25 protein-coding genes, 1 tRNA gene and 1 riboswitch are annotated in these 24,909 nt (G+C 71.3%); of the genes, 22 read left to right on the top strand and 4 right to left on the bottom strand.

Annotation, left to right across the window (positions count from 1 at the left end; genetic code table 11):
• The first annotated feature begins 275 nt into the window (after positions 1 to 275).
• The 11 genes from OED52_RS11280 (at position 276) to OED52_RS11230 (ending at position 10,222) form a co-directional block, all read left to right on the top strand.
• On the top strand, positions 276 to 2,024 hold the full coding sequence (locus OED52_RS11280) for a CTP synthase (RefSeq protein ID WP_264150995.1): 1,749 nt from the start codon (positions 276 to 278) through the stop codon (positions 2,022 to 2,024).
• A gap of 5 nt (positions 2,025 to 2,029) precedes the next feature.
• Positions 2,030 to 2,656 carry an NUDIX domain-containing protein gene (locus tag OED52_RS11275; protein WP_264150994.1) on the top strand — a complete coding sequence of 209 codons (627 nt, stop codon included), beginning with the start codon at positions 2,030 to 2,032 and terminating at the stop codon, positions 2,654 to 2,656.
• Between the two features lie 2 nt (positions 2,657 to 2,658).
• Positions 2,659 to 3,633: a site-specific tyrosine recombinase XerD gene (xerD, locus tag OED52_RS11270; RefSeq protein ID WP_264154661.1), complete on the top strand. Its 975-nt coding sequence runs from the start codon at positions 2,659 to 2,661 to the stop codon at positions 3,631 to 3,633.
• Between the two features lie 134 nt (positions 3,634 to 3,767).
• Complete coding sequence (locus OED52_RS11265) at positions 3,768 to 4,721, top strand: ParA family protein (RefSeq protein ID WP_264150993.1); 954 nt, start codon at positions 3,768 to 3,770, stop codon at positions 4,719 to 4,721.
• Between the two features lie 5 nt (positions 4,722 to 4,726).
• Positions 4,727 to 5,638, top strand: coding sequence for a segregation and condensation protein A (locus OED52_RS11260; RefSeq protein ID WP_413247650.1), 912 nt, complete (start codon positions 4,727 to 4,729; stop codon positions 5,636 to 5,638).
• The gene (scpB, locus tag OED52_RS11255) at positions 5,635 to 6,336 is read left to right on the top strand and encodes an SMC-Scp complex subunit ScpB (RefSeq protein ID WP_413247649.1); all 702 of its coding nucleotides are present in this window, start codon (positions 5,635 to 5,637) and stop codon (positions 6,334 to 6,336) included. The genes OED52_RS11260 and scpB overlap by 4 nt, the downstream gene beginning before the upstream one ends.
• Positions 6,337 to 6,460: 124 nt before the next feature.
• Positions 6,461 to 7,369 (top strand): pseudouridine synthase, encoded by a 909-nt coding sequence (locus tag OED52_RS11250; protein WP_413247648.1) that lies wholly within the window; start codon positions 6,461 to 6,463, stop codon positions 7,367 to 7,369.
• A gap of 29 nt (positions 7,370 to 7,398) precedes the next feature.
• Positions 7,399 to 8,061 carry a (d)CMP kinase gene (gene cmk, locus OED52_RS11245; RefSeq protein WP_264154658.1) on the top strand — a complete coding sequence of 221 codons (663 nt, stop codon included), beginning with the start codon at positions 7,399 to 7,401 and terminating at the stop codon, positions 8,059 to 8,061.
• Positions 8,058 to 9,494, top strand: coding sequence for a ribosome biogenesis GTPase Der (der, locus tag OED52_RS11240; protein WP_264150991.1), 1,437 nt, complete (start codon positions 8,058 to 8,060; stop codon positions 9,492 to 9,494). The genes cmk and der overlap by 4 nt, the downstream gene beginning before the upstream one ends.
• A 96-nt stretch (positions 9,495 to 9,590) precedes the next feature.
• Positions 9,591 to 9,664 (top strand) — tRNA-Pro (locus tag OED52_RS11235).
• Positions 9,665 to 9,805: 141 nt separating this feature from the next.
• On the top strand, positions 9,806 to 10,222 hold the full coding sequence (locus OED52_RS11230; protein ID WP_264150990.1) for a VOC family protein: 417 nt from the start codon (positions 9,806 to 9,808) through the stop codon (positions 10,220 to 10,222).
• A gap of 51 nt (positions 10,223 to 10,273) precedes the next feature.
• Here the strand turns inward: OED52_RS11230 and OED52_RS11225 are convergent, their stop codons facing one another.
• Positions 10,274 to 10,669, bottom strand: a complete 396-nt coding sequence (locus tag OED52_RS11225) for an MmcQ/YjbR family DNA-binding protein (protein WP_264150989.1) — start codon at positions 10,667 to 10,669, stop codon at positions 10,274 to 10,276.
• Between the two features lie 87 nt (positions 10,670 to 10,756).
• Positions 10,757 to 11,791, bottom strand: a complete 1,035-nt coding sequence (locus OED52_RS11220) for a phosphotransferase family protein (RefSeq protein ID WP_264150988.1) — start codon at positions 11,789 to 11,791, stop codon at positions 10,757 to 10,759.
• 247 nt (positions 11,792 to 12,038) lie between these two features.
• Here OED52_RS11220 and OED52_RS11215 point away from each other — a divergent pair, with 247 nt between their 5' ends.
• The 11 genes from OED52_RS11215 to gcvP all read left to right on the top strand — a co-directional run bounded on the left by OED52_RS11215 (position 12,039) and on the right by gcvP (position 21,756).
• Entirely contained in the window at positions 12,039 to 12,656 is a 618-nt protein-coding gene (locus OED52_RS11215; protein ID WP_264150987.1) for an NUDIX hydrolase, read from the top strand.
• 101 nt (positions 12,657 to 12,757) lie between these two features.
• A complete protein-coding gene (locus OED52_RS11210) occupies positions 12,758 to 13,360 on the top strand; it encodes a CDP-alcohol phosphatidyltransferase family protein (RefSeq protein WP_264150986.1) in 603 nt (200 codons plus the stop codon).
• A 4-nt stretch (positions 13,361 to 13,364) separates the two neighbouring features.
• The gene (locus tag OED52_RS11205) at positions 13,365 to 14,225 is read left to right on the top strand and encodes a DUF881 domain-containing protein (protein ID WP_264150985.1); all 861 of its coding nucleotides are present in this window, start codon (positions 13,365 to 13,367) and stop codon (positions 14,223 to 14,225) included.
• The gene (locus OED52_RS11200; RefSeq protein ID WP_264150984.1) at positions 14,222 to 14,581 is read left to right on the top strand and encodes a small basic family protein; all 360 of its coding nucleotides are present in this window, start codon (positions 14,222 to 14,224) and stop codon (positions 14,579 to 14,581) included. Before OED52_RS11205 ends, OED52_RS11200 begins: the two co-directional genes overlap by 4 nt.
• A gap of 3 nt (positions 14,582 to 14,584) precedes the next feature.
• Positions 14,585 to 15,298, top strand: coding sequence for a DUF881 domain-containing protein (locus OED52_RS11195; protein WP_264150983.1), 714 nt, complete (start codon positions 14,585 to 14,587; stop codon positions 15,296 to 15,298).
• 42 nt (positions 15,299 to 15,340) lie between these two features.
• On the top strand, positions 15,341 to 15,745 hold the full coding sequence (gene gcvH / locus OED52_RS11190) for a glycine cleavage system protein GcvH (protein WP_264150982.1): 405 nt from the start codon (positions 15,341 to 15,343) through the stop codon (positions 15,743 to 15,745).
• A 156-nt stretch (positions 15,746 to 15,901) separates the two neighbouring features.
• Positions 15,902 to 16,363 (top strand): glycogen accumulation regulator GarA, encoded by a 462-nt coding sequence (gene garA / locus OED52_RS11185; protein WP_264150981.1) that lies wholly within the window; start codon positions 15,902 to 15,904, stop codon positions 16,361 to 16,363.
• Positions 16,363 to 17,100 (top strand): transcriptional regulator FtsR, encoded by a 738-nt coding sequence (gene ftsR, locus OED52_RS11180; RefSeq protein WP_264150980.1) that lies wholly within the window; start codon positions 16,363 to 16,365, stop codon positions 17,098 to 17,100. Before garA ends, ftsR begins: the two co-directional genes overlap by 1 nt.
• 116 nt (positions 17,101 to 17,216) lie before the next feature.
• On the top strand, positions 17,217 to 17,690 hold the full coding sequence (locus OED52_RS11175) for a bifunctional nuclease family protein (protein ID WP_264154657.1): 474 nt from the start codon (positions 17,217 to 17,219) through the stop codon (positions 17,688 to 17,690).
• A gap of 250 nt (positions 17,691 to 17,940) precedes the next feature.
• On the top strand, positions 17,941 to 18,567 hold the full coding sequence (locus tag OED52_RS11170) for a MerR family transcriptional regulator (RefSeq protein WP_413247647.1): 627 nt from the start codon (positions 17,941 to 17,943) through the stop codon (positions 18,565 to 18,567).
• 77 nt (positions 18,568 to 18,644) lie between these two features.
• Positions 18,645 to 18,740, top strand: a riboswitch (glycine riboswitch).
• A 163-nt stretch (positions 18,741 to 18,903) separates the two neighbouring features.
• The gene (gene gcvP / locus OED52_RS11165) at positions 18,904 to 21,756 is read left to right on the top strand and encodes an aminomethyl-transferring glycine dehydrogenase (RefSeq protein ID WP_264150979.1); all 2,853 of its coding nucleotides are present in this window, start codon (positions 18,904 to 18,906) and stop codon (positions 21,754 to 21,756) included.
• Between the two features lie 134 nt (positions 21,757 to 21,890).
• Here gcvP and OED52_RS11160 read toward each other — a convergent pair whose 3' ends face one another.
• Together OED52_RS11160 and OED52_RS11155 are read right to left on the bottom strand one after the other, a co-directional pair.
• On the bottom strand, positions 21,891 to 23,033 hold the full coding sequence (locus tag OED52_RS11160) for a metallophosphoesterase (protein ID WP_264150978.1): 1,143 nt from the start codon (positions 23,031 to 23,033) through the stop codon (positions 21,891 to 21,893).
• Positions 23,034 to 23,035: 2 nt separating this feature from the next.
• Complete coding sequence (locus OED52_RS11155; RefSeq protein ID WP_264150977.1) at positions 23,036 to 24,721, bottom strand: substrate-binding and VWA domain-containing protein; 1,686 nt, start codon at positions 24,719 to 24,721, stop codon at positions 23,036 to 23,038.
• Between the last annotated feature and the right edge of the window lie 188 nt (positions 24,722 to 24,909).

Genomic DNA, 24,909 nt, shown 5'->3' with positions numbered 1-24,909 from the left:
TCCCGGCCGGCAGAGGACACCTTCGGGCCGGCCCGCGAGGGCACCTTCGGGCCGGCCCGCGAGGGCACGCCGTCCCCGGCGCGGTGTGAGATCGGTTGCATCCGGCGGCGCTCACATGCCGCGACGGTTGTGATCTCGCCGATCCGGGGACGCGTACCCGCGGGTCGGGTACGCGCCTGCCTCCGGAGGTGTTACCGTGAAATTCCGTGGGTCGGCAGGCCCCAGCTGTATCGCATCAGTCCAAAAGTCCTGCACCAGACGTCACGGGAGCTTCTTTGCCACAGTCACGCCACTCGCGTACCCCTACCAAGCACATCTTCGTCAGCGGGGGCGTCGCATCCTCGCTCGGCAAGGGGCTCACAGCGTCGAGCCTGGGGGCCCTGCTCACCGCACGCGGCATGCGCGTGACGATGCAGAAGCTCGACCCGTATCTCAACGTCGATCCCGGAACGATGAACCCGTTCCAGCACGGTGAGGTCTTCGTCACCGAGGACGGCGCCGAGACCGACCTCGACGTGGGCCACTACGAACGTTTCCTCGACCGCGACCTGTCCGCCGACGCCAACGTCACCACCGGCCAGGTCTACTCGACGGTGATCGCCAAGGAGCGTCGCGGCGAATACCTCGGTGACACCGTGCAGGTCATCCCGCACATCACCGACGAGATCAAGCGCCGCATCCTCGCGATGGCCGCTCCCGACGCCGAGGGGCACGCCCCCGACGTGGTGATCACCGAGATCGGCGGCACCGTCGGCGACATCGAGTCCCAGCCTTTCCTCGAGGCCGCCCGCCAGGTGCGCCACGAGGTCGGCCGCGACAACTGCTTCTTCCTGCACGTCTCGCTCGTGCCGTATCTCGGCCCGTCCGGCGAGCTGAAGACCAAGCCGACCCAGCATTCGGTGGCCGCGCTGCGCAACATCGGTATCCAGCCCGACGCGCTGGTGCTGCGCTGCGACCGCGACGTGCCGGCCTCGCTCAAGGCGAAGATCTCGCTGATGTGCGACGTCGACGTCGCCGGCTGCATCTCCTGCCCGGACGCCCCGAGCATCTACGACATCCCGAAGGTGCTGCACAGCGAGGGCCTCGACGCCTACGTCGTGCGCCAGCTCGGCCTGCCCTTCCGCGACGTCGACTGGACCGTCTGGGGCGACCTGCTCGAGCGTGTCCACAACCCCCGCGAGACCGTCGAGGTGGCCCTGGTCGGCAAGTACATCGACCTGCCCGACGCCTACCTGTCGGTCACCGAGGCGCTGCGCGCCGGCGGTTTCGCGCACCGCGCGAAGGTCAAGATCCGCTGGGTCGCCTCCGACGAGTGCGAGACCGAGGCCGGCGCCGAGAAGCATCTCGGTGACGTCGACGCCGTCCTGATCCCCGGTGGCTTCGGCATCCGCGGCATCGAGGGCAAGCTCGGCGCCATCCGGTTCGCCCGCACCCGCAAGATCCCGCTGCTCGGCCTGTGCCTGGGCCTGCAGTGCGTCGTCATCGAGGCGGCCCGCTCGGTGGGCATCGCCGACGCGTCGTCGACCGAGTTCGATCCGGACACCAGCTCCCCGGTCATCTCCACGATGGCCGACCAGGAGCAGGCCGTCGCCGGTGAGGCCGATCTCGGCGGCACCATGCGGCTCGGCGCCTACCCCGCGGTGCTGAAGAAGGGCTCGGTCGTCGCCAAGGCGTACGGCAGCGAGAAGGTCTCCGAGCGGCACCGGCACCGCTACGAGGTCAACAACGCCTACCGCGACCGGATCGCCAAGTCCGGCCTGGTGTTCTCGGGTACCTCCCCGGACGGGCGTCTCGTCGAGTTCGTCGAGTACCCCGCCGACGTGCACCCATACTTCGTGGCCACCCAAGCGCATCCGGAGCTCAAGAGCCGCCCCACCCGCCCGCACCCGCTGTTCGCCGGCCTGATCGCCGCGGCCCTGCAGTACAAGGCCGCCGAACGGCTCCCGGTGGACATCCCGGGCGAGGACGTCCCGGCCGCCGAGGAGCCGGTGGTCTCGGCTCCCGCCTCGGGCGAGACCGAGTAGTCACGATGGCGCAGCGACACGAATTCCGCAGCCTGTCGAGCCGGCGGATCTACACCGGGGCCATCGTGTCGCTGCGCGTCGACGAGGTGGCGATGCCCGACGGGCACACCGCCGAGCGGGAGGTCGTCGAACACCACGGGGCCGTCGCCGTCGTGGCCGTCGACGAACAGGACCGGGTGGTGCTCGTGCACCAGTACCGGCACCCGCTCGGCCGCCGCCTGTGGGAACTGCCCGCCGGGCTGCTCGACGCCCCCGGTGAGGACCCCCTCGACACCGCCCGCCGCGAACTCGCCGAAGAGACCGGCCTCGCCGCGGACGACTGGGAGGTGCTCGTCGACATCGCCCTCTCGCCCGGCTTCACCGACGAGGCGGTGCGGGTGTTCGCCGCCCGCGGCCTGCGCACCGTCGACCGGCCCGATCCGGAACACGAGGAAGCCGACCTCGAGGTGCACCGGATCCCCGTGGACGAGGCGGTGGCCATGGTGTTGCGCGGCGAGATCGTCAACGCCACCGCGGTGTCCGGGCTGCTGGCCCTCGCCGCCGGCCGCGCCACCGGGCTGCCCACCCGGACTGCGGACGCGCCGTGGCCGGACCGGCCCACCGCCTTCGCCCGCACCCGCGCGGGACGGTGACCGTGCCGCCCGGTGAGGAACAGCTCGCGCAGGTCGACCCCGCACACGCCCCCGCGCCGACCCTCACCCGGCAACTCGACGCCTATCTCGCGCATCTCACCGTCGAACGCGGGGTCGCGGCGAACACCCTCGCGTCCTACCGCCGCGACCTGCGCCGCTATCTCGAATACCTGACGGACCTGCACATCGGGGACCTCGCCGACGTGCAGGAACACCACATCGGCGAGTTCGGGGCGAGCCTGCGCCGCGGCGACCCCGAGCGGAGCCGCCCGGCCCTGGCCGCCAGCTCCGCCGCCCGCGCCCTCATCGCCGTGCGCGGCCTGCACCGCTTCTCCGCCGCCGAGGGGCAGACCCCCGTCGACGTGGCCCGCACCGTCAAACCCCCCAGCGCCGGCCGGCGCCTGCCCAAGGCGTTGACCGTCGACCAGGTCGCCGCCGTGCTCGACGCCGCCGGCTCCGAGGCCGACGGCGCGCGCGGCCTGCGCGACCGGGCCCTGCTCGAGCTGCTGTACTCGACCGGCGCCCGCATCTCCGAGGCCGTCGGTCTCGACGTCGACGACATCGACGCCTCCGCCCGCGCCGTGCTGCTGCGCGGCAAGGGCGGCAAGCAGCGCCTCGTGCCGGTGGGCCGGCCCGCCCTGGCGGCGCTCGACGCCTATCTGGTGCGTGGCCGCACCGCCCTCGCCACCGGGCAGAGCCCCGCGGTGTTCCTCAACGTGCGCGGCGGCCGCCTGTCGCGGCAGAGCGCATGGAAGGTGCTGCAGACCGCCGCCGAACGCGCCGGCCTGGACATCGCGGTGTCCCCGCACACCCTGCGACACTCGTTCGCCACCCATCTGCTCGACGGCGGCGCCGACGTGCGGGTGGTACAGGAGTTGCTCGGTCATGCTTCTGTGACGACCACGCAGATATACACGCTGGTCACGGCCGGGGCGCTGCGGGAGGTGTGGGCGCAGGCGCATCCCCGCGCCCGCTGACGCCGCCCCGATCCGGTGCGTGTCCCGTACGGTGGACCCGGCGGCGAAGCGGTAGCGTTTCGTCCGACGGATCGCCCCGGCCCAGCGTCGGGACGAGTGAACACCAGGGTCGCAAGACAGGGGGAGTACCGAACGTGGGCACACCTCGGCCACCCGCCACGTACACCGCACAGCCGTACACCCGACCGGCCACCGTCTCCGCCGACGCGCCGCACCGCGGTGCCCCCGGTACCGACGTGAGCCCGGACACCGAACTCGGCCCCACCGGGCGGCCCCGCCGGCACATCCCCGAGCCGCAGCCCCCCTCGCACCAGGGGCCGGCCACCATCATCGCGATGTGCAACCAGAAGGGCGGGGTCGGCAAGACCACCTCCACCATCAACCTCGGTGCCGCCCTCGCCGAATACGGCCGCCGGGTGCTGCTCGTCGACCTCGACCCGCAGGGCGCCCTGTCGGCCGGGCTCGGGGTCGCCCACCACGATCTCGAGCTGACCGTCCACAACCTGCTCGTCGAACCCCGGGTCTCCGCCGACGAGGTGCTCGTGCGCACCCACGTCGAGAACGTCGACCTGCTGCCGAGCAACATCGACCTGTCCGCCGCGGAGATCCAGCTCGTCTCCGAGGTCGGCCGCGAGCAGGCCCTCGGCCGGGCCCTGTACCCGATGCTCGACCGCTACGACTACGTCCTCGTCGACTGCCAGCCCTCCCTCGGGCTGCTCACCGTCAACGCCCTGGCCTGCGCCGACTCGGTGCTCATCCCGATGGAATGCGAGTTCTTCAGCCTCCGCGGCCTGGCGCTGCTCAACGACACCGTCGACAAGGTCCGCGACCGGCTCAACCCGAAGCTGTCGGTGGCGGGCATCCTGGTGACCATGTTCGACTCGCGCACCCTGCACGGCCGCGAGGTGATGGCCCGCGTGGTCGAGGTCTTCGGCGATCTCGTCTACGACGCGGTGATCAACCGCACCGTGAAGTTCCCGGAGACCAGCGTCGCCGGGGAACCCATCACCCGCTGGGCCCCCGCCTCCGCGGGCGCCGAGGCGTACCGGGCACTGGCCCGCGAGGTGATCCACCGGAGCGGTCGCTGACTTCCGTGCACGCCCCCATCCAGGACAGACCCATCACCGACGGCAGCCTCGACGACCCGGCCGGGCCCGCCCCGGCCCGACCGGACCCCGACCCACCGGCCGGTGCGCCCCCGGCGGCGGAGGAGCCCGAGCCCCGCACCGGCTTCCACGTGCGGCTGCGCAACTTCGAGGGGCCCTTCGACCTGCTGCTCACCCTGATCTCGCAACGCCGCCTCGACGTCACCGAGGTCGCCCTGCACGAGGTCACCGACGACTTCATCGCCTACACCCGCGAACTCGGCCCCGAGGCCGGCCTCGACCAGACCACCGAATTCCTCGTCGTCGCCGCCACCCTCCTCGACCTCAAGGCCGCGCGGCTGCTGCCCTCCGGGGAGGTCGACGATCCCGAGGACCTCGCCCTGCTCGAGGCCCGCGACCTGCTGTTCGCGCGGCTGCTGCAGTACCGCGCCTACAAACAGGTCGCCGAACGCTTCGCCGAACTCGAGGCCGCCGCGCTGCGCCGCTATCCCCGCGCGGTCTCCCTCGAGGACCGCTTCGAGAACCTCGTGCCCGAGGTGATCCTCGGTGTCGACCCGCAGCGCTTCGCCGAGATCGCCGCCGCCGCGTTCCGCCCCAAACCCCCACCGACCGTCGGCCTCGACCACCTGCACGCCCCCAAGGTGTCGGTGCCCGAGCAGGCCGCGCTCATCCTCGCCCGGCTGCGCGACCGCGGCGCCGGCGTCTGGATCGGCTTCGACGAGCTCGTCGACGACTGCGACCACGGCCTGCTCATCGTCGCGCGGTTCCTCGCCCTGCTCGAGCTCTACCGCGAACGCGCCGTCACCTTCGACCAGACCGACGCGCTCGGCCCGCTGCGGGTCGCGTGGACCGGGGAGACCGACGAGACCGACATCGCATTCGAGGAGGACTACGGGTGAGCGACGAGCACACCGGCACACCCCACGGCGAGGACAGCCGCGCCTGGGACGGGGAACTGCTCGACATCACCGACGACGAACTCACCGCCGCCCTCGAGGCGCTGCTGCTCGTCGTCGACACACCCGCCCCCACCGAGCAGCTCGCCGCCGCCATCGGTGTCACCGCCGCCCGCGCCGAGGACGCCCTGCACCGCCTCGCCGACGAGTACACCGCGCGCGGCTCCGGCATCGACCTGCGCTACGCCGGCGACGGCTGGCGGCTCTACACCCGCCGCGAATACGCCCCCTACGTCGAGAAGCTCCTGCAGGGCGGGGCCCGCACCAAACTCACCCGCGCCGCACTCGAGACCCTCGCGGTGGTCGCCTACCGGCAACCCGTGACCCGCAGCCGCGTCGGCGCCATCCGCGGCGTCAACGTCGACGGGGTGATGCGCACCCTGCTCGCCCGCGACCTGATCGCCGAGGCCGGCACCGACCCCGAGACCGGCGGCACCCTCTACGTCACCACCGACCTGTTCCTCGAACGCCTCGGCGTCGCCTCCCTGGAGGATCTGCCGCCCGTCGCGCCCCTTCTGCCCGATGTCGATGTGATCGACGACATCGCCGACAGTCTCGAGTCGGACCCACGATTTGAGAGAATGGGCAGGAACGCGCGTCCCGAGGCTCTCTCGCCCGCGGAGTTCGATCCAGAGAACTGACAGGAACCAAGTGAATACACCCGCTCGCCGTGATGGCACACCGGACCGTAGACGAAAGAACCCCCGCACGGGAGGACGCGCCGAGGCGCCCCGCTCCGACCGCCGGTCGGACTCCTCCCAGCCGGTGACCGGCAAGAAGCCGCACCGCAAGGGCAACAGCACCAAGAGCACCGGCACCGGCAAGACCGGCCGCTCCGCCGCCCCGAAACGCGCCCCGCAGCGCACCCTCCCCACCATCAGCAACGCCCGCCCCGCGCGCCACCAGCACCGGGACGCGGCCCCCGCCCCCCTCCCGGCCGGCGAGGGCGTGCGCCTGCAGAAGGTCCTCGCCCAGGCCGGTGTGGCCTCCCGCCGCGCCGCCGAGGAACTCATCGCCGCAGGCCGCGTCGAGGTCGACGGCAACATCGTCGTCGAACAGGGCCTGCGCGTGGACCCCGAGAACGCGGTCATCCGCGTCGACGGCATCCGCGTCGTGATCAACAAGGACCTCGTCCACCTCGTGCTCAACAAGCCCCGCGGCTGGCAGTCCACCATGTCCGACGATCTCGGCCGCCCCTGCGTCGGCGACATCGTCTCCGAACGCGTCGCCGCCGGGCAGCGTCTGTTCCACGTCGGCCGGCTCGACGCCGACACCGAGGGCCTGCTGCTGCTCACCAACGACGGCGAACTCGCCCACCGGCTCATGCACCCCTCCTTCGAGGTGCCCAAGACCTACCTCGCCACCGTCAAGGGCGTGCTCGGCCGCGGCGTCGGCAAGCAGCTGCGCGCCGGCGTCGAGCTCGAGGACGGCCCCGCCAGGGTCGACGAGTTCGCGCTGCTCGAGGTGCACGAGGGCCAGTCCCTCGTCCGCATCGTGCTGCACGAGGGACGCAAGCACATCGTCCGCCGCCTGCTCGACGCCGTCGGACACCCGGTGATCCGGCTCGTGCGCACCCACATCGGCGCGGTCGCGCTCGGCGACCAGCGGCCCGGCACCCTCCGGGTACTCAACCGCCAAGAGGTCGGCGGCCTGTACCAGGCGGTGAAGCTGTGACCGACCCCACCGCCGCCCTGCTCGTCGCCATGGACGGGCCCTCGGGCACCGGCAAGTCCACCGTCTCCAAGCGCCTCGCGCAGCATCTCGGCGCCGCCTATCTCGACACCGGCGCCATGTACCGGATCGCGACACTGCACGCCCTGCGCCGCGGCACCGATCTGACCGACCCCGCCGCGATCGCCGCCGTCACCGCCGACCTGCCCTGGTCGATCGGCACCGACCCCACCGTCGAGGACATCCGCCTCGACGGGGAGGACGTGCGCGAGATCATCCGCGGCGCCGAGGTCACCGCCGCGGTCTCCGCCGTCTCGGCGGTCCCCGAGGTCCGCACCCTCCTCGTCGAGGCGCAGCGCCGCCTCGGCCGCGCCGAACACCGCGTCGTGATCGAGGGCCGCGACATCGGCACCGTGGTCTTCCCCGACGCCGACGTGAAGATCTTCCTCACCGCCTCCGCGGAGGCCCGGGCCCACCGGCGCAACAACCAGAACATCGCCGAAGGACGCGGCGACGACTACGAGGCGGTTCTCGCCGCGGTCCAGCGCCGCGACCACCTCGACTCGACCCGCGCGGTGTCCCCGCTGCGCGCGGCCGACGACGCGGTCGTCGTGGACACCAGCGACATGAACATCGACGAGGTGATCGCCGCACTGGTCGCGGTGGTCGCCGACCAGACTGGAGCGAAGCTGTGAGCGACGACCTGAGCACCGAATACGCCGACACCGCGTTCGACGGCGACGGCACCTGGTCGGAGGAAGCCGACTGGGACATCGAGTTCACCGAGGGCGGCGACCTCGAGGAGTTCGTGCCCGTCCCCACCGTCGCGGTGGTCGGACGTCCCAACGTCGGCAAGTCCACCCTCGTCAACCGCATCATCGGCCGCCGCGAAGCCGTCGTCGAGGACGTCCCCGGCGTCACCCGCGACCGGGTGTCCTACGAGGCGTCCTGGAACGGCCGCCGCTTCATGGTGCAGGACACCGGCGGCTGGGAACCCGACGCCAAGGGCATGCAGCAGTCCGTCGCCCGGCAGGCCGAGGTCGCCATGCGCACCGCCGACGCCATCCTGGTGGTCGTCGACGCCACCGTCGGCGCCACCGCCGTCGACGAGGCCGTCGCCAAGGTGCTGCGCCGCTCCAAGACCCCGGTACTGCTCGTCGCCAACAAGGTCGACGACGACCGGCTCGAGGCCGAAGCGGCCGCCCTGTGGTCCCTCGGCCTCGGCCAGCCCTATTCGGTGTCGGCCACCCACGGCCGCGGCACCGGCGACCTGCTCGACGAGCTGCTCGCCAAGCTCCCGGCCACCCCGCGTGAAGGCAGCGGGGGAGAGGGACCGCGGCGCGTGGCGCTGGTCGGCAAGCCGAACGTCGGCAAGTCGAGCCTGCTCAACAAGCTCTCCGGCGACGAACGCTCGGTGGTCCACGACGTCGCCGGCACCACCGTCGACCCCGTCGACTCCATCGTCGAACTCGGCGACAAGCCGTGGCGCTTCGTCGACACCGCCGGTCTGCGCAAGCGGGTCTCGCACGCCTCCGGTGCCGAGTACTACGCGTCGCTGCGCACCCGCGCGGCGATCGACGCCGCCGAGGTGGCGGTACTGCTCATCGACGCCTCCCAGCCCATCACCGAGCAGGACCAGCGGGTCATCACGATGGTGGTCGAATCCGGGCGGGCCCTCGTGATCGCGTTCAACAAGTGGGATCTCGTCGACGAGGACCGCCGCTACGAACTCGGCCGCGAGATCGAACGCGACCTGTCGCGGGTGCCGTGGGCGTCGCGGGTGAACATCTCCGCGAAGACCGGGCGGGCCGTGCAGAAGCTCGTCCCGGCGATGGAGACCGCCCTCGAGTCGTGGGACAAGCGCATCTCCACGGGCCGGCTCAACACCTGGCTCAAGGAGGTCGTCGCGGCCACCCCGCCGCCGATGCGCGGCGGCCGGCTGCCGCGTGTGCTCTTCGCCACACAGGCCGCCACCCGGCCCCCGACCTTCGTGCTGTTCACCACCGGCTTCCTCGAGGCCGGTTACCGGCGCTTCCTCGAACGCCGCCTGCGTGAGGAGTTCGGCTTCGACGGCAGCCCCGTACGCATCTCGGTGCGGGTCCGCGAGAAGCGCCCCCGCCGCAAGTAGCCGCGGAGCGCGGCCCGGAAAGTGCCGCTGACCAGCCGATTAGCGTTTCGGTTCGTTCCTGTTGTAATCTCTGAGAGCGCTCGGAGAGAGCGCGGACGGGCTGTGGCGCAGCTTGGTAGCGCACTTGACTGGGGGTCAAGTGGTCGCAGGTTCAAATCCTGTCAGCCCGACCGAGGCGGAACCCCGGTGAGAGATTCTCTCACCGGGGTTCCGCCGTTTCCGGGCCCCGGTGGATGGTCGGGCAACCCTCCCGGATGTCTGTGGGATGCGTCACGATGGGAACCGTCCGACATCTCGGGAGAGGAAGCATCATGGCTGTCCGGTTCAACCCGTATCTGTCCTTCCGCGACTCCGCCCGGCCGGCGATGGAGTTCTACCGCTCGGTGCTCGGCGGCGAGCTGGAGATCAGCACCTTCGGCGACATGCACGCCACCGACGATCCGAGCGAGAACGACAAGGTGATGCACTCGATGCTCACCACCGCCCGCGGCTTCGTCCTGATGGCCTCCGACACCCCGCAGGGCATGGACTGCACCCCCGGCACCAACTTCGCGCTCTCGCTCAGCGGCGACGACGAGGAGACCCTGCGCGGCTACTGGGAGGCCCTCAGCGGCAGCGGACGCGTCGACCTGCCCCTCGAACGCGCCCCCTGGGGCGACCTGTTCGGGATGTGCACCGACCGCTTCGGCATCTCGTGGATGGTGAGCATCGGCGACCAGCAGGGCTGACGCCGCGCGGCGCAGCGCACGTCGGCCGTGGCGGGACGGGCGTGGGGGAAGTCAGGCGTGGCGGGCGTCGAGTTCGCGCACCAGCCGTACGGGCGCTGTCTCCCGGAAGGACATGTCGAGCAGCTCGGCCACCTCGGTCCAGTCCACCGCCGGGCGATCGAGGTCGTAGCCGACCCAGCCGGCGGGGCCGAAGTACATCGGCAGGTAGGTGTGCGGCTCCTCGAGCAGCGCGCGGCGCTCCTCCTCGTCGGGCTTGACGATGATCGAGTGGGGAAACGCTGTGCGCGTGCCCTTCTCGGAGCCGCCGTACACCGCGAACGCCGTCCGGGTGGAGAAGAACGGACGGCCGTGCGAGATCTTCTCGTGCGCGCCGGGCAGCGCCAGCGCCAGCTCCCGGACCCGCGCCAGCAGCGGGTCGGCGTCGTCGAACATCACCGGATGCGGCATGCGCGGAGCGTACCGCCGGGCGGCGACACCCGCGCTCGGATCACTGTGCCTGCCTGTGTCACCGCGCCGGTGGAATCCGTGCCTGTGTCACCGCGCCGGTGACGCCCCGGTCAGCGCCGCGATCCCTTCGCTCAGCAGCGGTTCGACCCCGCGCCCGAGTTCCTCGAAGCCCGCACCGACCGTCTTGCCCTGCGTGAACCGGAAGTAGATCCCCTCCAGGATCACGGCGAGCTTGAAGCAGGCCAGCCCGAGATGGAACGCCATGTCCGACAGGTCCCGTCCGCCGGCGGCCTCGTAACGCGCCAGCAGTGCGTCGTCGCCGAGGAAGCCCGGCGCCCGCGACACCGTCGACACGGGGAACTCGGTCTCCGCCCGGGCGAGGCGCTGGTAGATCAGCAGCAGTGCCACGTCCGTGACCGGATCGCCGAGGGTGGCCATCTCCCAGTCCAGCACCGCGACCACCTCGTCGCGGTCGTCGACGAGCACGTTGTCGAGCCGGTAGTCGCCGTGCACGATGCCCGCCTCGCCGTCGGCCGGCAGATTCTCGAGCAGCAGCCGGTGCAGTTCCTCCGCGCCCGTGAGCTCACGGCTGCGCGAGTGCTCGAGCTGTGTCGCCCAGCGACGCACCTGCCGGGCCAGGAAGCCCTGTGGCCGGCCGAAATCGCCCAACCCCACCTCCCGGGGGTCCACCGAGTGCAGCGCCGCGAGCGTGTCCACCATCCGCTCGGAGATCACCCGTGTGCGCGCGGCGCCGAGCGGTTCGAGTTGCTCGGCGGTGCGATAGGGCGTGCCCTCGACCAGCTCCATGAGATAGAAGGGGGCGCCGAGCACCGAGGTGTCCTCGCACAGCAGATGTGTGCGGGGGACCGGCACCGCGGTGCCCGCCAGCGCGGTCATGACCCGGTACTCGCGTCCCATGTCGTGCGCGGTGGCCAGCACGTGCCCGAGCGGGGGACGGCGCAGCACCAGCCGGCGTTCGCCGTCGGTCACTTCGTAGGTGAGATTGGATCGGCCGCCGCTGATCAGCCGCGCCTCGAGCGGACCGTGGAACAGGCCGGGGGAGGAGGTCGCCAGGTACTTCTCCAAGACGCGGGGATCGAGGCCGGCGGGGGCGTCGTTCATGCGGATCCTTTCGGGTGCGACCGCTGTCGTTGCGACCACTATGGCGAGGGGGCGGTCGGTGCGGGCGGAAAACCCCCACCCGAGACAGAATCCGCATGGAACGGAACAACGAGAAATGCAGAATCAATTCCTCTCGGCCGCTCGCCCACACCCCCAGCCGGGACGGTGAGGTCCGCCGCCCGCGACCGGATCCACACAGCCGGACAGCCGGATCCACACAGCCGGATCCACACACTAGGGTCGACGCATGGCCGATCCCCACCCCCTCGACCGCGACCGCCTCACCGCGGCCCTCGACGGATTCGACTCGCGCCGCCTGCCCCTCGAGGGCCGGCGCCACGCCGCCGTGGTCGTCGCCGTCCTCGACGACGGCACCGGCAACCCCGTCATGCCCCTCACCCGCCGGCCCACCCGGCTGCGCGCCCATCCCGGACAGTTCGCGCTGCCCGGAGGACGCCTCGACGAAGGGGAGACCCCCGAACAGGCCGCCCTGCGGGAACTCCACGAGGAACTCGGCCTCGAACTCGCCCCCGAGCACATCGTCGGCAGGCTCGACGACTACGTCACCCGCTCCGGCTACGTCATGTCCCCCTTCGTCGTCCGGGCGGACGTCGCCGTCACCGACCTGACCCCGAACCCCGACGAAGTGGACGTGCTCTTCTCCGTCACCGCCGACGAACTCGACGCCGAACCCCGCTTCGTGACCATCCCCGAATCGGACAAGCCCGTGATCCAGTGGCCCTTCTGCGGCCACCTCGTGCACGCACCCACCGCCGCCGTGGTCTACCAGTTCCGCGAGATCGCCCTGCGCGGCCGCCACACCCGCATCGACGGACTCGAACAACCCGTCTTCGCCTGGCGCTGACACCCCACCGGGGCTCCCACGCGCCTGTGCAAGGCTGGAGAGCACCCTGCGGCCGCGCACACCCCGCGACCGCACTGCCGACAGCGAGGAATCGACACACCATGACCGAGGCGACCGGAACCGCCGACGCGCGCGGCACGGACCGCATCCTCACCGTGCCCAACGCGCTGAGCCTGCTCCGGCTCATCGGCGTCCCCGTCTTCCTCTGGCTCGTCCTCGTCACCCACGCCGACGTCTGGGCCCTGATCCTGCTCGCCGCGAGCAGTTTCACCGACTGGGCCGACGGCAAACTCGCCCGCCTGCTCGACCAGACCTCCCGCCTCGGCGCCCTCCTCGACCCCGCCGTCGACCGCCTCTACATCGTCGCCACCCTCGTCGCGCTCGTCGCCCGCGACATCGTGCCGTGGTGGATCGCGGTGATCCTCGTCGGCCGCGAACTCGTCCTCGCGCCCACCCTCGCCGTCTACCGCCGCCGCGACCTGCCGCCGCCGGCCGTGCTCTATCTCGGCAAGGGCGCCACCTTCCTGCTCATGTGCGCGCTGCCACTGCTGCTCGCCGCGGTCGCCGTGCCCGCCTGGGAACCCGTCGCCCAACCGCTCGGCTGGGCCGCCCTGATCTGGGGCACCGCCTTGTACGTGTGGACCGGGGCGCTCTACCTCGCCCAGGCCGTCGCCACCGCCCGCGTCGTCCCCCTCCGGAAATGACCGCATGAGCCGCAACTGGGAACGCATCCGGCGCAACCCGGTCCCGTCGCTGCTCCGGTCCCTGCTCACCGAGCACCTCGATCCCGGCTACGCCGCGGCCGCCGCCGACCGGGCCACCGGCCGCCCCGGCACCTCCCCGCGCGCGGCGCGCGTGTGGCTCGCCGCCGGCACCCTGCTCACCGGCCTCGTCCTCGGTGTCGCCTGGGCCCAGAACGACTCCACCGAAGCCGGGGCCGACCGCACCCGCACCGAGATCCTCGACTCCCTGCACGCGGGGGAGGATCGCGTCGCCGATCTCACCGCACGCCGTGACGAACTCGACGCTGCGATCGAGGAACGCCGCGCCGCCCTCGTCCCCGAGAACGGCGGCGGCACCGTCCTCGACGAACTCCGCGAGGCCGAGACCGCCGCGGCCGCGGTACCGGTCCGCGGACCCGGCCTCATCGTCACCCTCGCCGAACCCGCCGCGCCGCCGAACCTGTCCGACGCCACCCGGCGCACCGACCGCCCCAGCGCCGTCGTCCTCGACCGCGACCTGCAGGCCGTCGTCAACGCCCTGTGGGCCGCCGGCGCCGAGGCGATCGCCGTGGGCGACGTGCGGGTCGGCCCGGGCGTGACCATCCGGCAGGCCGGGGGAGCGATGCTCGTCGACAACCGGCCCGTATTCTCGCCCTACACGGTGTCGGCGGTGGGCTCACCCTCCCGGCTGCAGACGTCCTTCGTCGTCAGCGACGCCTATCTGCGCATCGCCGGCATCCAGCAGCTCTACGGGGTGGGCTTCACCCTCACCGAGGAAGACGAGCTCGAGCTTCCGGCCGCCGCGGTCCGGAAACTCGGCAGCAGCGGAGAAACGGGGTACAGGTGAAGCGGCTCGAACACGGTCGTGCGCTCTACGCGGTCCTGGCACTGGCGATCGGCATCGCCGCCGGCATCCTGTTCCGCCCGCAGGTCCCCGACATCGTCCAGCCCTACCTGCCCATCGCCGTGGTCGCCGCCCTCGACACCGTCTTCGGCGGCCTGCGCGCCTATCTCGACGACATCTTCGACGCCAAGGTCTTCGTCGTCTCGTTCGTCTTCAACGTGCTCGTCGCAGCCCTGATCGTGTGGCTGGGCGACCAACTCGGCGTGGGCACCCAGCTGTCCACCGCCGTCATCGTCGTCCTCGGCATCCGCATCTTCGGCAACGCCGCGGCCCTGCGCCGCCGGCTCTTCGGGGCCTGAGCCGTGACCGAACCCCGAACCCCCTCGCCCCGTTCGAAACCCGTCTTCGTGGTGCTCGCCGGGATCCTGATCGTGCTGCTCGGCATCGGTATCGCCACCCAGGTCCGCACCACCGGCACCGGCGACGCTCTCGACTCGGCCCGGCCCGCCGACCTGCTGGTGCTCCTCGACAACCTCAACCGCCGCGAAGCGGCACTGCGCCAGGAGATCACCGACCTCGAGCGCATCCTCTCGAGTCTCGAGCAGGAGGGCTCCGAAGCCGCCCTCGAGGAGGCCCGCGCCCGGCTGTACACACTGTCGATCCAGCTCGGCACCGAACCCGCCACCGGACCCGGGGTGGTGCTCACCGTCGACGACCCGCGCGGTGGTGTCGGCTCGGAGGTGCTGCTCGACCTGATCCAGGAACTGCGCGCGGCGGGCGCCGACACGATGCAGATCGCCGGGAGCAACGGCGAAACCGTCCGCATCGGCGTGGATTCGTGGGTCACCGGCGCGGGCGGGGAGATCACCGTCGACGACCGCCGGCTCGACGCGCCCTATACCGTCACCGCGATCGGCGACGGGCCGACTCTCGCGGCGGCGCTGAACATTCCCGGCGGAGTGGTCGACACGGTCGCCCGCGCGGGCGGATCATTGACCGTGCAGCAGTTTCCGCAGGTGGACGTGTCCGCCTTGCGGGAGATCGAACCACGCCAATACGCTCAGCCCGGAAACTGAACCCGACGTTCCGGTCGAACGTCGTCCTCGAAAGGACCTGTCTTGAGTGACTTTGCGGCACCCGCCGACCTGCGATACACCGCGGAGCACGAATGGGTGCGCAGAACGGGTGCGACGACCGCACGGATCGGGATCACCGACTACGCGCAGGCCCAGCTCGGTGACGTCGTCTTCGTCCAGCTCCCGGAGACCGGCTCGGAGATCACCGCCGGGGAGTCCTTCGGCGAGGTCGAGTCGACCAAGAGCGTCTCGGACGTCTTCGCTCCGTTGACCGCGAAGGTCGTTGCGGTCAACGCCGATCTGGACGCGAACCCCGAACTCGTCAACAGCAGCCCGTACGAGGAGGGCTGGCTCGTCGACGTGGAGGTGGGCAGCGAGAGCGAGCTCGACGAGGCCCTCGCGCAGGCGCTCGACGCCGACGGTTACCGCGGTATCACGGAAGGCTGAGCATCCCGCCGGTAACGTGACCCGACTGTCTGCACCGGTACCCCCGCGCGGGGTACGGTCGGATATGGCGTGTGCCGTGTCGGGATGTGAGCGGGGCGAACGAATCAGCGGTCGTCCGGGTACACCCCCGGGCGGCCGAACGGATAAGGAGAAACGGTGAGCGAGAACGGCAACGCGGGCTACGAGGAGACTCCTGCAGAGACCACTTCGGTATTTCGCGCCGACTTCCTGAACGAGGTGGAGGGCGCGGGCGCGTCGACGACGGAGACTCCCGTCTCGGGCGTCGAGGGGCTTCCCGCCGGGTCGGCACTGCTGGTGGTCAAGCGCGGACCCAACGCGGGATCGCGCTTCCTGCTCGATCAGCCGACGACCTCGGCCGGGCGGCATCCCGACAGCGACATCTTCCTGGACGACGTGACGGTCAGCCGTCGGCACGCCGAGTTCCGCCAGGACGAGGGCCAGTTCCAGGTCGTCGACGTGGGAAGCCTCAACGGCACCTACGTCAACCGCGAGCCGGTGGACTCGGCGGTCCTCGCCAACGGCGACGAGGTGCAGATCGGCAAGTTCCGTCTGGTCTTCCTGACCGGTCCCCGGGGCACCCAGGGCGCAGGTAGCTGATGACCGCAGCTCGCCAGCCGGCCGCGGCCGGCATGTCGATCGGGGCGGTGCTCGACCATCTGCGGCCGGAGTTCCCGGACGTGACGATCTCGAAGATCCGGTTCCTCGAAGCGGAGGGCTTGATCAGCCCGGAGCGCACCCCCTCCGGCTACCGTCGCTTCTCGATCGCCGACTGCGAGCGTCTGCGGTACGTGCTCACCGCCCAGCGCGACCAGTACCTCCCGCTCAAGGTCATCAAGGAGCAGCTCGAGGCCATCGACCGCGGTGCCGCCACCGTGGGCTCGGTCGACACCCGCGTCAAGCGGCCGCGTCCCCTCGCGGTCGCCCGTGGGGAGGTCTCGCCGGAGGATCTGCGCAGCGACCGGGAGGTCCGGGTCAGCCGCGACGATCTGTGCGAGCGCGCCGGCATCGACCCGGCCTTCGTCACCGAACTGGTGGGGGCCGGGCTGCTCAGGCCCGGCCCGGCCGGTTTCTTCGACGAGGACGCGGTGCTGCTCGCCCGCACCGTCAAGGCGATGTCGGAGTTCGGTCTCGAGGTGCGGCACCTGCGGGCGTTCAAGCTCGCCGCCGACCGCGAGGCCGCGCTCGTGGCGCAGATCGCCGGGCCGGTCGCGAAGGGACGCGACGCGGGAGCACGGCAGCGGGCCGAGGAGATGGTCCGCGAACTGGCGGCGCTGTCGCTGACCCTGCACACCTGCCTGGTGAAGGCGGCGGTGCAGGGCGCGCTGGACCGCTGACGACGATGCCGGGGTGAGTCTCGGCACCTGACGGATCCCCGGGAGTTCACTAGAATTCCTGGCAGCATGCCGGGGTGGTCCACACCACCGGCGAGCAGCAGGACGGAGGCACCGCGATGAGCGAGATGCGGATAGTGGGCATTCGTATCGAACAGCCGCAGAACCAGCCCGTCCTGCTGCTGCGGGAGGTCGACGGGGAACGTTACCTGCCGATCTGGATCGGGCAGAACGAGGCGACGGCGATCGCGCTCGAACAGCAGGGGGTCGAGCCGGCACGCCCGCTCACCCACGACCTGATCAAGAATCTCCTCGACGTGTTCGGCCACAACCTGGTCGAGGTGCGCATCGTCGACCTGCAGGAGGGCACCTTCTACGCGGATCTCGTCTTCGACGACGGGATGCGGGTGTCGTGCCGGCCCTCCGATGGGGTGGCGGTGGCCCTGCGCGTCGGCGCCCCGGTCTTCGTGGAGGAGCCGGTGCTCGCCGAGGCGGGTCTGGTGATGCCGGACGAACGCGAGGACGAGGTGGAGAAGTTCAAGGAATTCCTCGATTCGGTCTCGCCGGACGACTTCAAGGCGACGGACGGGTGAGAGCCGTTCGCGCGGTCGCACAGGCGACGGCGCGTGCTCGACGAGCGCGCGGACCGAAGCAGGGGTAGTGTCGAAGGTTGCCTTTCCGGTCGGCGTGTTGCAGCCCAGCGTCCGGTACCGGAGCGTACGCTGAGTGAATCCGCAGTGGATCACTCGGTGAGCCTGAGAGCGCTCGATGATCGGATGTGGTGGGGGTCCGCCCATCGATCGTTGCGAGGCACAACGGGGCGCGCGAGAGGAAGTCACAGCAGTGCGAGATCGGACGAAGGGACAGCCACTCGGCGTCGATACCGGCGACCGTTCCAATCCGGCGCCGCAGATGCACGACGTCGACGAGGTCCAGCCGGGTCTGTTTCCCGACGACTCGGTACCCGATGAGCTCGTCGGATACCGAGTGCCCATCGCATGCCAGATCGCGGGCATCAGCTACCGCCAGCTCGACTACTGGGCCCGCACCAACCTCGTCGTCCCGTCGATCCGCGGCGCAGCCGGATCCGGCAGTCAGCGACTGTACTCGTTCAAGGACATCCTCGTCCTCAAGATCGTCAAACGACTTCTCGACACCGGCGTCTCGCTCCAGAACATCCGTGTCGCCGTCGACCATCTCCGCAGCCGCGGTGTCCGCGACCTCGCGAAGATCACCCTGTTCTCCGATGGCACCACCGTCTACGAATGTACGTCGCCCGAAGAGGTCGTCGACCTGCTGCAGGGCGGTCAGGGCGTCTTCGGGATCGCCGTCAGCGGGGCGATGCGCGAACTGACCGGCAGCATCGCCGACTTCCCCGCCGAACGCGCCGACGGCGGCGGAGTGGAACAGCGCCCCGAGGACGAACTCGCCTCGCGTCGCCGCGAACGCATCAACCGCCGTATCGGCTGAATGTCACCGACAGCACACTTCCGGCCGTTCGTGGCGTGCCGGAGCCCCCAGGGCGTGATCTAGAATCGACAGCGCGTCGCCGTCACGCGGGAGAGTCCCGGACACCGATCCGGGCGCCGAAGGAGCAGCACCTCCCCGTCAATCTCTCAGGCAACCGGGACCGCGTGGGCATCGACGTCTCTGGAAAGCGGTGGGAGCACCCGCCCGCCCACGGGGAAAGGCACTGGCGGCCGAATCTCTCAGGCGCTCGCCTCGCGAGCTCACGACAGAGGGGGAGGAAGCACACCGCGCAACCGTGCGCGGGCGTGGACCTCGCCGACCAGCCCGGGAGCTGCGATGACAGATGCCGTCACCTCGAACTTCGCCGACCGCCACATCGGCCCCGACACCGCGGGCCTGAGCCGCATTCTCGACGTCGTCGGCGTCGACTCCCTCGACGCCCTCGCCGCCGCGGCACTCCCCGCGGCCATCCTCGACGACACCTCCGGCACCCCTACGGGACTCGACGTCCTCGACCCGCCGGCCTCCGAGCACGACGTCCTCGCCGAGCTGAAGGCCCTCGCCGCCCGCAACGTCGTGCGCACCTCGATGATCGGCCAGGGCTACTACGACACCCTCACCCCGCCGGTACTGCTGCGCAACATCATCGAGAACCCCGCCTGGTACACCGCCTACACCCCCTACCAGCCGGAGATCAGCCAGGGCCGCCTCGAGGCGCTGCTCAACTTCCAGACGATGGTCGCCGACCTGACCGGCATGGAGATCGCGAACTCGTCGATGCTCGACGAGGCCACCGCCGCCGCGGAGGCGATGACCCTGCTGCGCCGCGCGAACCGCAAGTCCAAGAGCCCCCGCCTCGTCGTCGACGTCGACCTGTTCGCGCAGACCGCAGCCGTCCTCGCGACCCGCGCCGAGCCGCTCGGCATCGAGATCGTCACCGCCGACCTCCTCGGCGAGGGCCTGCCGGAAGGCGACTTCTTCGGCGTGATCCTGCAGGTCCCCGGCGCGTCCGGCCGTGTGGTCGACGCCGCCCCGATCATCGCGGCCGCCCACGAGCGCGGCGCCCTCGTCGCCGTCGGCGCCGACCTGCTGGCCCTGACCCTCCTCACCCCGCCGGGGGAGCAGGGCGCCGACGCGTGCTTCGGCACCACCCAGCGTTTCGGTGTGCCGATGGGCTTCGGCGGCCCGCACGCCGGTTACCTCGCCGTGGGCAGCGCCCACACCCGCACCCTGCCCGGCCGCCTCGTGGGCGTGTCCGTCGACGCCGACGGCAATCCCGCCTACCGCCTCGCTCTGCAGACCCGTGAGCAGCACATCCGCCGTGAGAAGGCCACCAGCAACATCTGCACCGCGCAGGTGCTGCTGGCCGTGCTCGCCGCCATGTATGCCTCGTACCACGGCGCCGAGGGCCTGACCGCGATCGCCCGCCGCGTCGCCGGGCACGCCCGCCGCCTCGCCGACGGACTGCGCGCCGCCGGGGTGGAGGTCGTGCACGAGGACTTCTTCGACACCGTCCTGGTCCGGGTCCCGGGCCGCGCCGACGCGGTGCTCGCCGCGGCCCTCGAGGCCGGCATCAACCTGTTCCGTGTGGACGACGACCACGTGTCCGTCTCCTGCGACGAGGCCACCACCGCCGCCCACGTCGACGCGGTGCTCGCCGCCTTCGGGGCCTCCGCCGCGGAGACCGTCGAGACCGGTACGGCGCTCCCGGCGTCGCTGGCCCGCACCAGCGCGTTCCTGCAGCACGAGGCGTTCACCCGCTACCGCACCGAGACCGCGATGATGCGCTACCTGCGGCGGCTGTCCGACAAGGACCTCGCCCTCGACCGCACGATGATCCCGCTCGGGTCGTGCACCATGAAACTCAACGCCGCCACCGAGATGGAGGCGATCACCTGGCCCGAGTTCGCCGGCCTGCATCCCTTCGCCCCGGTCGAGCAGACCGAGGGCATCCGGCAGCTCATCGCCGACCTCGAGGGCTGGCTCGCGGCGGTCACCGGCTACGACGCGGTGAGCCTGCAGCCGAACGCCGGCAGCCAGGGCGAGTACGCGGGGCTGCTCGCGATCCGCCACTACCACCTCGACCGCGGCGACACCGACCGCGACATCTGCCTGATCCCGTCGAGCGCGCACGGCACCAACGCCGCCTCCGCTGTGATGGCGGGCATGCGCGTCGAGGTCGTCGCGTGCCGCGAGAACGGGGACGTCGACCTCGACGACCTGCGCGCGAAGATCGCCGATCACGGCCCCCGCCTGGCCGCGATCATGATCACCTATCCGTCCACGCACGGTGTCTACGAGCACGACATCGCCGAGATCTGCGGTGCCGTCCACGACGCAGGCGGTCAGGTGTACATCGACGGCGCGAACCTCAACGCGCTCGTCGGTCTCGCGCGGCCCGGGAAGTTCGGCGGCGACGTGAGCCACCTGAACCTGCACAAGACCTTCTGCATCCCGCACGGTGGCGGCGGACCGGGTGTCGGCCCGATCGGTGTCCGTTCACACCTGGCGCCCTACCTGCCGGGGCATCCCGCCGTGCCGGGTCTCGGCGGTGCCGGACCGGTCTCCGCGGCGCCCTACGGGTCGGCGTCGATCCTGCCGATCACCTGGGCGTACATCAAGCTCATGGGCGCGCAGGGGTTGCGTCGCGCGACGCTGACGGCCATCGCGTCGGCCAACTACATCGCGCGGCGCCTCGACGAGTACTTCCCGGTGCTGTACACGGGGGAGAACGGCATGGTCGCGCACGAGTGCATCCTCGATCTGCGGCCGATCACCAAGGCCACGGGGGTGACCGTCGACGACGTCGCCAAGCGGCTGGCGGACTACGGCTTCCACGCGCCGACGATGAGCTTCCCGGTCGCGGGCACCCTCATGGTCGAGCCGACCGAGAGCGAGGACCTGGACGAGCTCGATGCGTTCATCGACGCGATGATCTCGATCCGTGGGGAGATCGACCGGGTCGGGGCAGGGGAGTGGCCCGTCGACGACAACCCGCTGCGCGGCGCGCCGCACACCGCGGAATGCCTGGTGGGCGAGTGGAATCATCCGTACTCGCGGGAGATCGCCGTGTTCCCGATGGGGAAGCGGCGCGCCAAGGTGTGGCCGGCGGTGCGCCGCATCGACGGGGCGCACGGTGACCGGAACCTGGTGTGCTCGTGCCCGCCGCTGGAGGCTTACAGCAACTGACGGCGGTTCGGGGTCGGTGGCAGGACCACCGACCCCGAATTCGGTCCGATGAATGTTCGTACAGGACGGAAAACATAGGAATACAAAACTCCACCTCCTTGACGACGAACCTCACCCATCAAGGAGCGGGCGGATCAGGCTCCGGTCAGTTCGAGGATCGTGACCTCGGGAGGTGTGGCGACACGGACGGGCGGCCCCCACGCGCCGGTGCCCTGCGAGGTGTAGATCTGTGTGTCGCCGAAGCGGTCGAGACCGGTGACGGTGGGGTTGGCGAGCGCGACGAACGGCCGCAGCGGCCACATCTGACCGCCGTGAGTGTGGCCGGACAGCTGCAGGTCCACGCCGAGTTCGCGGGCCTCGTCGACGTGGCGGGGCTGGTGGGCGGCGAGGATCACCGGGGTACCGGCGGCGATGCCGTCGAGAGCCGCGGGCATGTCGGGGTGGTGGGGGTCGGTGGCGGTGTAGTCGTGGACGCCGGCGAGGGCGACGACGTCGCCGCCGCGTTCGAGGACGACGTGTTCGTTGCGCAGTGTCCGTACACCGAGGGTCTCCCAGTGGTCGAGCCAGGACTCGGCGTCGTCGGAGTAGTACTCGTGGTTCCCGCTGACACCGAATACTCCGAGCGGGGCCTGCAGGTCGCGCAGTGGTTCGAGGTCGGAGCCGACGAGTTCGACCGTGCCGTCGGCGAGGTCGCCGCCGAGCACGATCAGGTCGGGTTGCTGCGCGTTCACCTGCTCGACGACCTGCCGGACGAAGTCGGCGCCGCGGGCGGGCCCGACGTGCAGGTCGGTGACCAGCGCGATCCGCAGCCCGTCGAAGCCGGCGGGAAGGTCGTCGAGGGCGACGGGCACGGTGACGGTGCGGGGCCGGTCGGCCTCGACGGTCCCGTAGACCACGGCGGCGACGGCCCCGACGACGAGCACCGCGGTGGCGATCCGCAGTCCGCGGCTCGGGGTCCCGTCCGGGTCGTTCTCGGTGCGGCCGCGCCGGGCGAGTCGCAGTACCAGCCGGACGAGGCCGACGACGATGCAGCCGAGCACCAGATACAGCACCACCGCGAGCCAGGACCAGCCGAGGTAGCCGATCGGCCGGGCCCAGGACGGGTCGAGGGTGGTGCCGACCAGCGAGGCACCGAGGATGAGTGCGAACATCACCGCCAGGGCGAGGTCGGCGGTGAACGCGGCCGGGCCGGTGAGACCGGGGGCGCGGACGAGCCGACGGTGCAGCCAGAAGGTGATGAGCGCGAGGAAGACCCCCACGACGAGCAGTCTGAGCACGGTCAGGACGCCAGCTTTCGGAGGAGGTCGGTGAGGTCGGCGGACTCGGCGGGATCGACGACGGTGAAGGAACCCTCGGTGTCGTCGGCGGCCTGCTCGAGCGCGTCGGTCTCCTCGACATCCTCCCCGAGCACCACGACGTCGATCCGCACCGGCTTGTCGGGGGAGCGCAGCTCGCGGATCGCGGCGAGCAGTTGGTCGGCCGCCGCACGATCCCCGTCGGTGCTGTCGACGACGACCAGCACCGAGTTGGGGCGGTCCGGATCGTACTTGTCGACGGCGTCACGGTAGGCGGCGGTGACGGTCGCGTAGACCGGCTCCCGCTCGGTGAGGGGGATGTCGTCGAGCGCGGTGGACAGCGCCGCGCGCTTCGATGCGGTGAGGCCGTCGCGGATCACGGCGACGCGGTGACCGGGGTCGGCGTCGTCGAAGACGTACATGCCCATCACCGAGTTGGTGGAGGCGCGGCGTACGACCTCGCGGACGGCGTCGGCGGTGGCGGTGAGCCGGGTGCCGTCCCCGGCGGGGGTGCCCATCGAGGTGGAGGTGTCGACGACCAGGGTGATCTTGCGGGGGGTGACCGGGGCCAGGCGCAGCGAGACGAGCACTTCGTCGACCCGGGGGTCGGCCGGGGCGAGGGTCTCGTCGATGCGGGGCAGTGGCAGTTCCCCGGCGGATTCGGGGGTGGCGTCGCCGGTGCGGAAGCCGTGGCCGGTGAGCACGTCGGCCTGTTCGGGGCGGCGGACGTAGTCGGTGAACTCGGCGGCGGCGCGGGCGAGGGTCTCGTCGACCCAGGGGGCGTCGACGACCGCGGCGGGGAAGTCCACGAGGGGGGTGGCGCCGAGGGGGAGGTGTCCGGTGAGGCCGCGGACCTGCTTGTCGGTGAGGGCCTGGAGCAGGCGTTGTTCGACGACGGGCACCGCGTGGATGGGGGCGCCGGTGTCGGTGCGGGTGCCGAGCGCGGTGAGGACGTCGCCGGTGCTGCCGATCGCGCCGAGGGTGTCGGCGCCGAGCGCGAGGGTGCTCACGGCGGTGATGGCGTCGGGGGTGGCGGCCTGTTCGAGGGTGACCGGTCCGGTGCCGGCGTCGGTGACGGCGGCGGTGACCGCTTCGAGGGCGAGGGTGGTGGCGTGGGTGTCGCTGCCGGTGGGCAGGGCGAGGCCGAGGCTGCCCCAGATCTCGAGGCCGAGTTCGCGCATGGCGGCGGGGTCGCTCTGGAGGGCGGGCAGGTCCTGCCAGCGCAGCGCGGCGCCGGTGAAGGCGCGGCCGAGGTCGGTGGGGACGGCGAGGACGACCGGGGAGGTGGCGAGGGAGCGGGGGGTGCCGTCGATCGCGTCGGGGGTGCGGGCGGTGAAGCGGGTGTCGAGCGGGACCCACAGGGCGGGTTCGGGGCCGAGGGCCGGGTCCCAGGCGTCGCCGGTGAGGGTGTTGGCGGCGTCGAGGCTGTCGACGGCGAGGACCTCGGCGGTGACGCAGTGGTCGCGGATGACGCGGGGGGCGTCGGTGGTCCAGCGGTCGGCGAGTTCGGCGAGGGCCGGGGCGATGAGGGGGTCGGCCGCGAGATACAGCACGGCGTCGCCTTCGACGCAGGTCTCGGCGGCGACGGCGGCTTCGCTGTCGGCGCGGTCGCGGAGCCGGAACCAGCCGAACACCGCGAGGACGATGAGTACTGCGCTCAGTGCGAGCACGATGACGCTGGTGCTGATTCCTCGGCGTCCGTCGCCGCGATGTCGCCCGCCCACCTGTTCGTTCGCCTCGTTTCGTTTGTCGGTCCGCCCGCCGAGTCTAATGAGCGTCGGGGGCGGGGTGCGGGATGCGGGGCCGGGGGTCGGGGAGGTGAGGTACCCGGAAAGGGGCAGGGCCCCGATCCGGTGTG

This window comes from Rhodococcus sp. Z13, assembly GCF_025837095.1.
Classification (GTDB): Bacteria; Actinomycetota; Actinomycetes; order Mycobacteriales; family Mycobacteriaceae; genus Rhodococcus; species Rhodococcus sacchari.
This window is presented reverse-complemented; position numbering and strand designations above follow the sequence as displayed.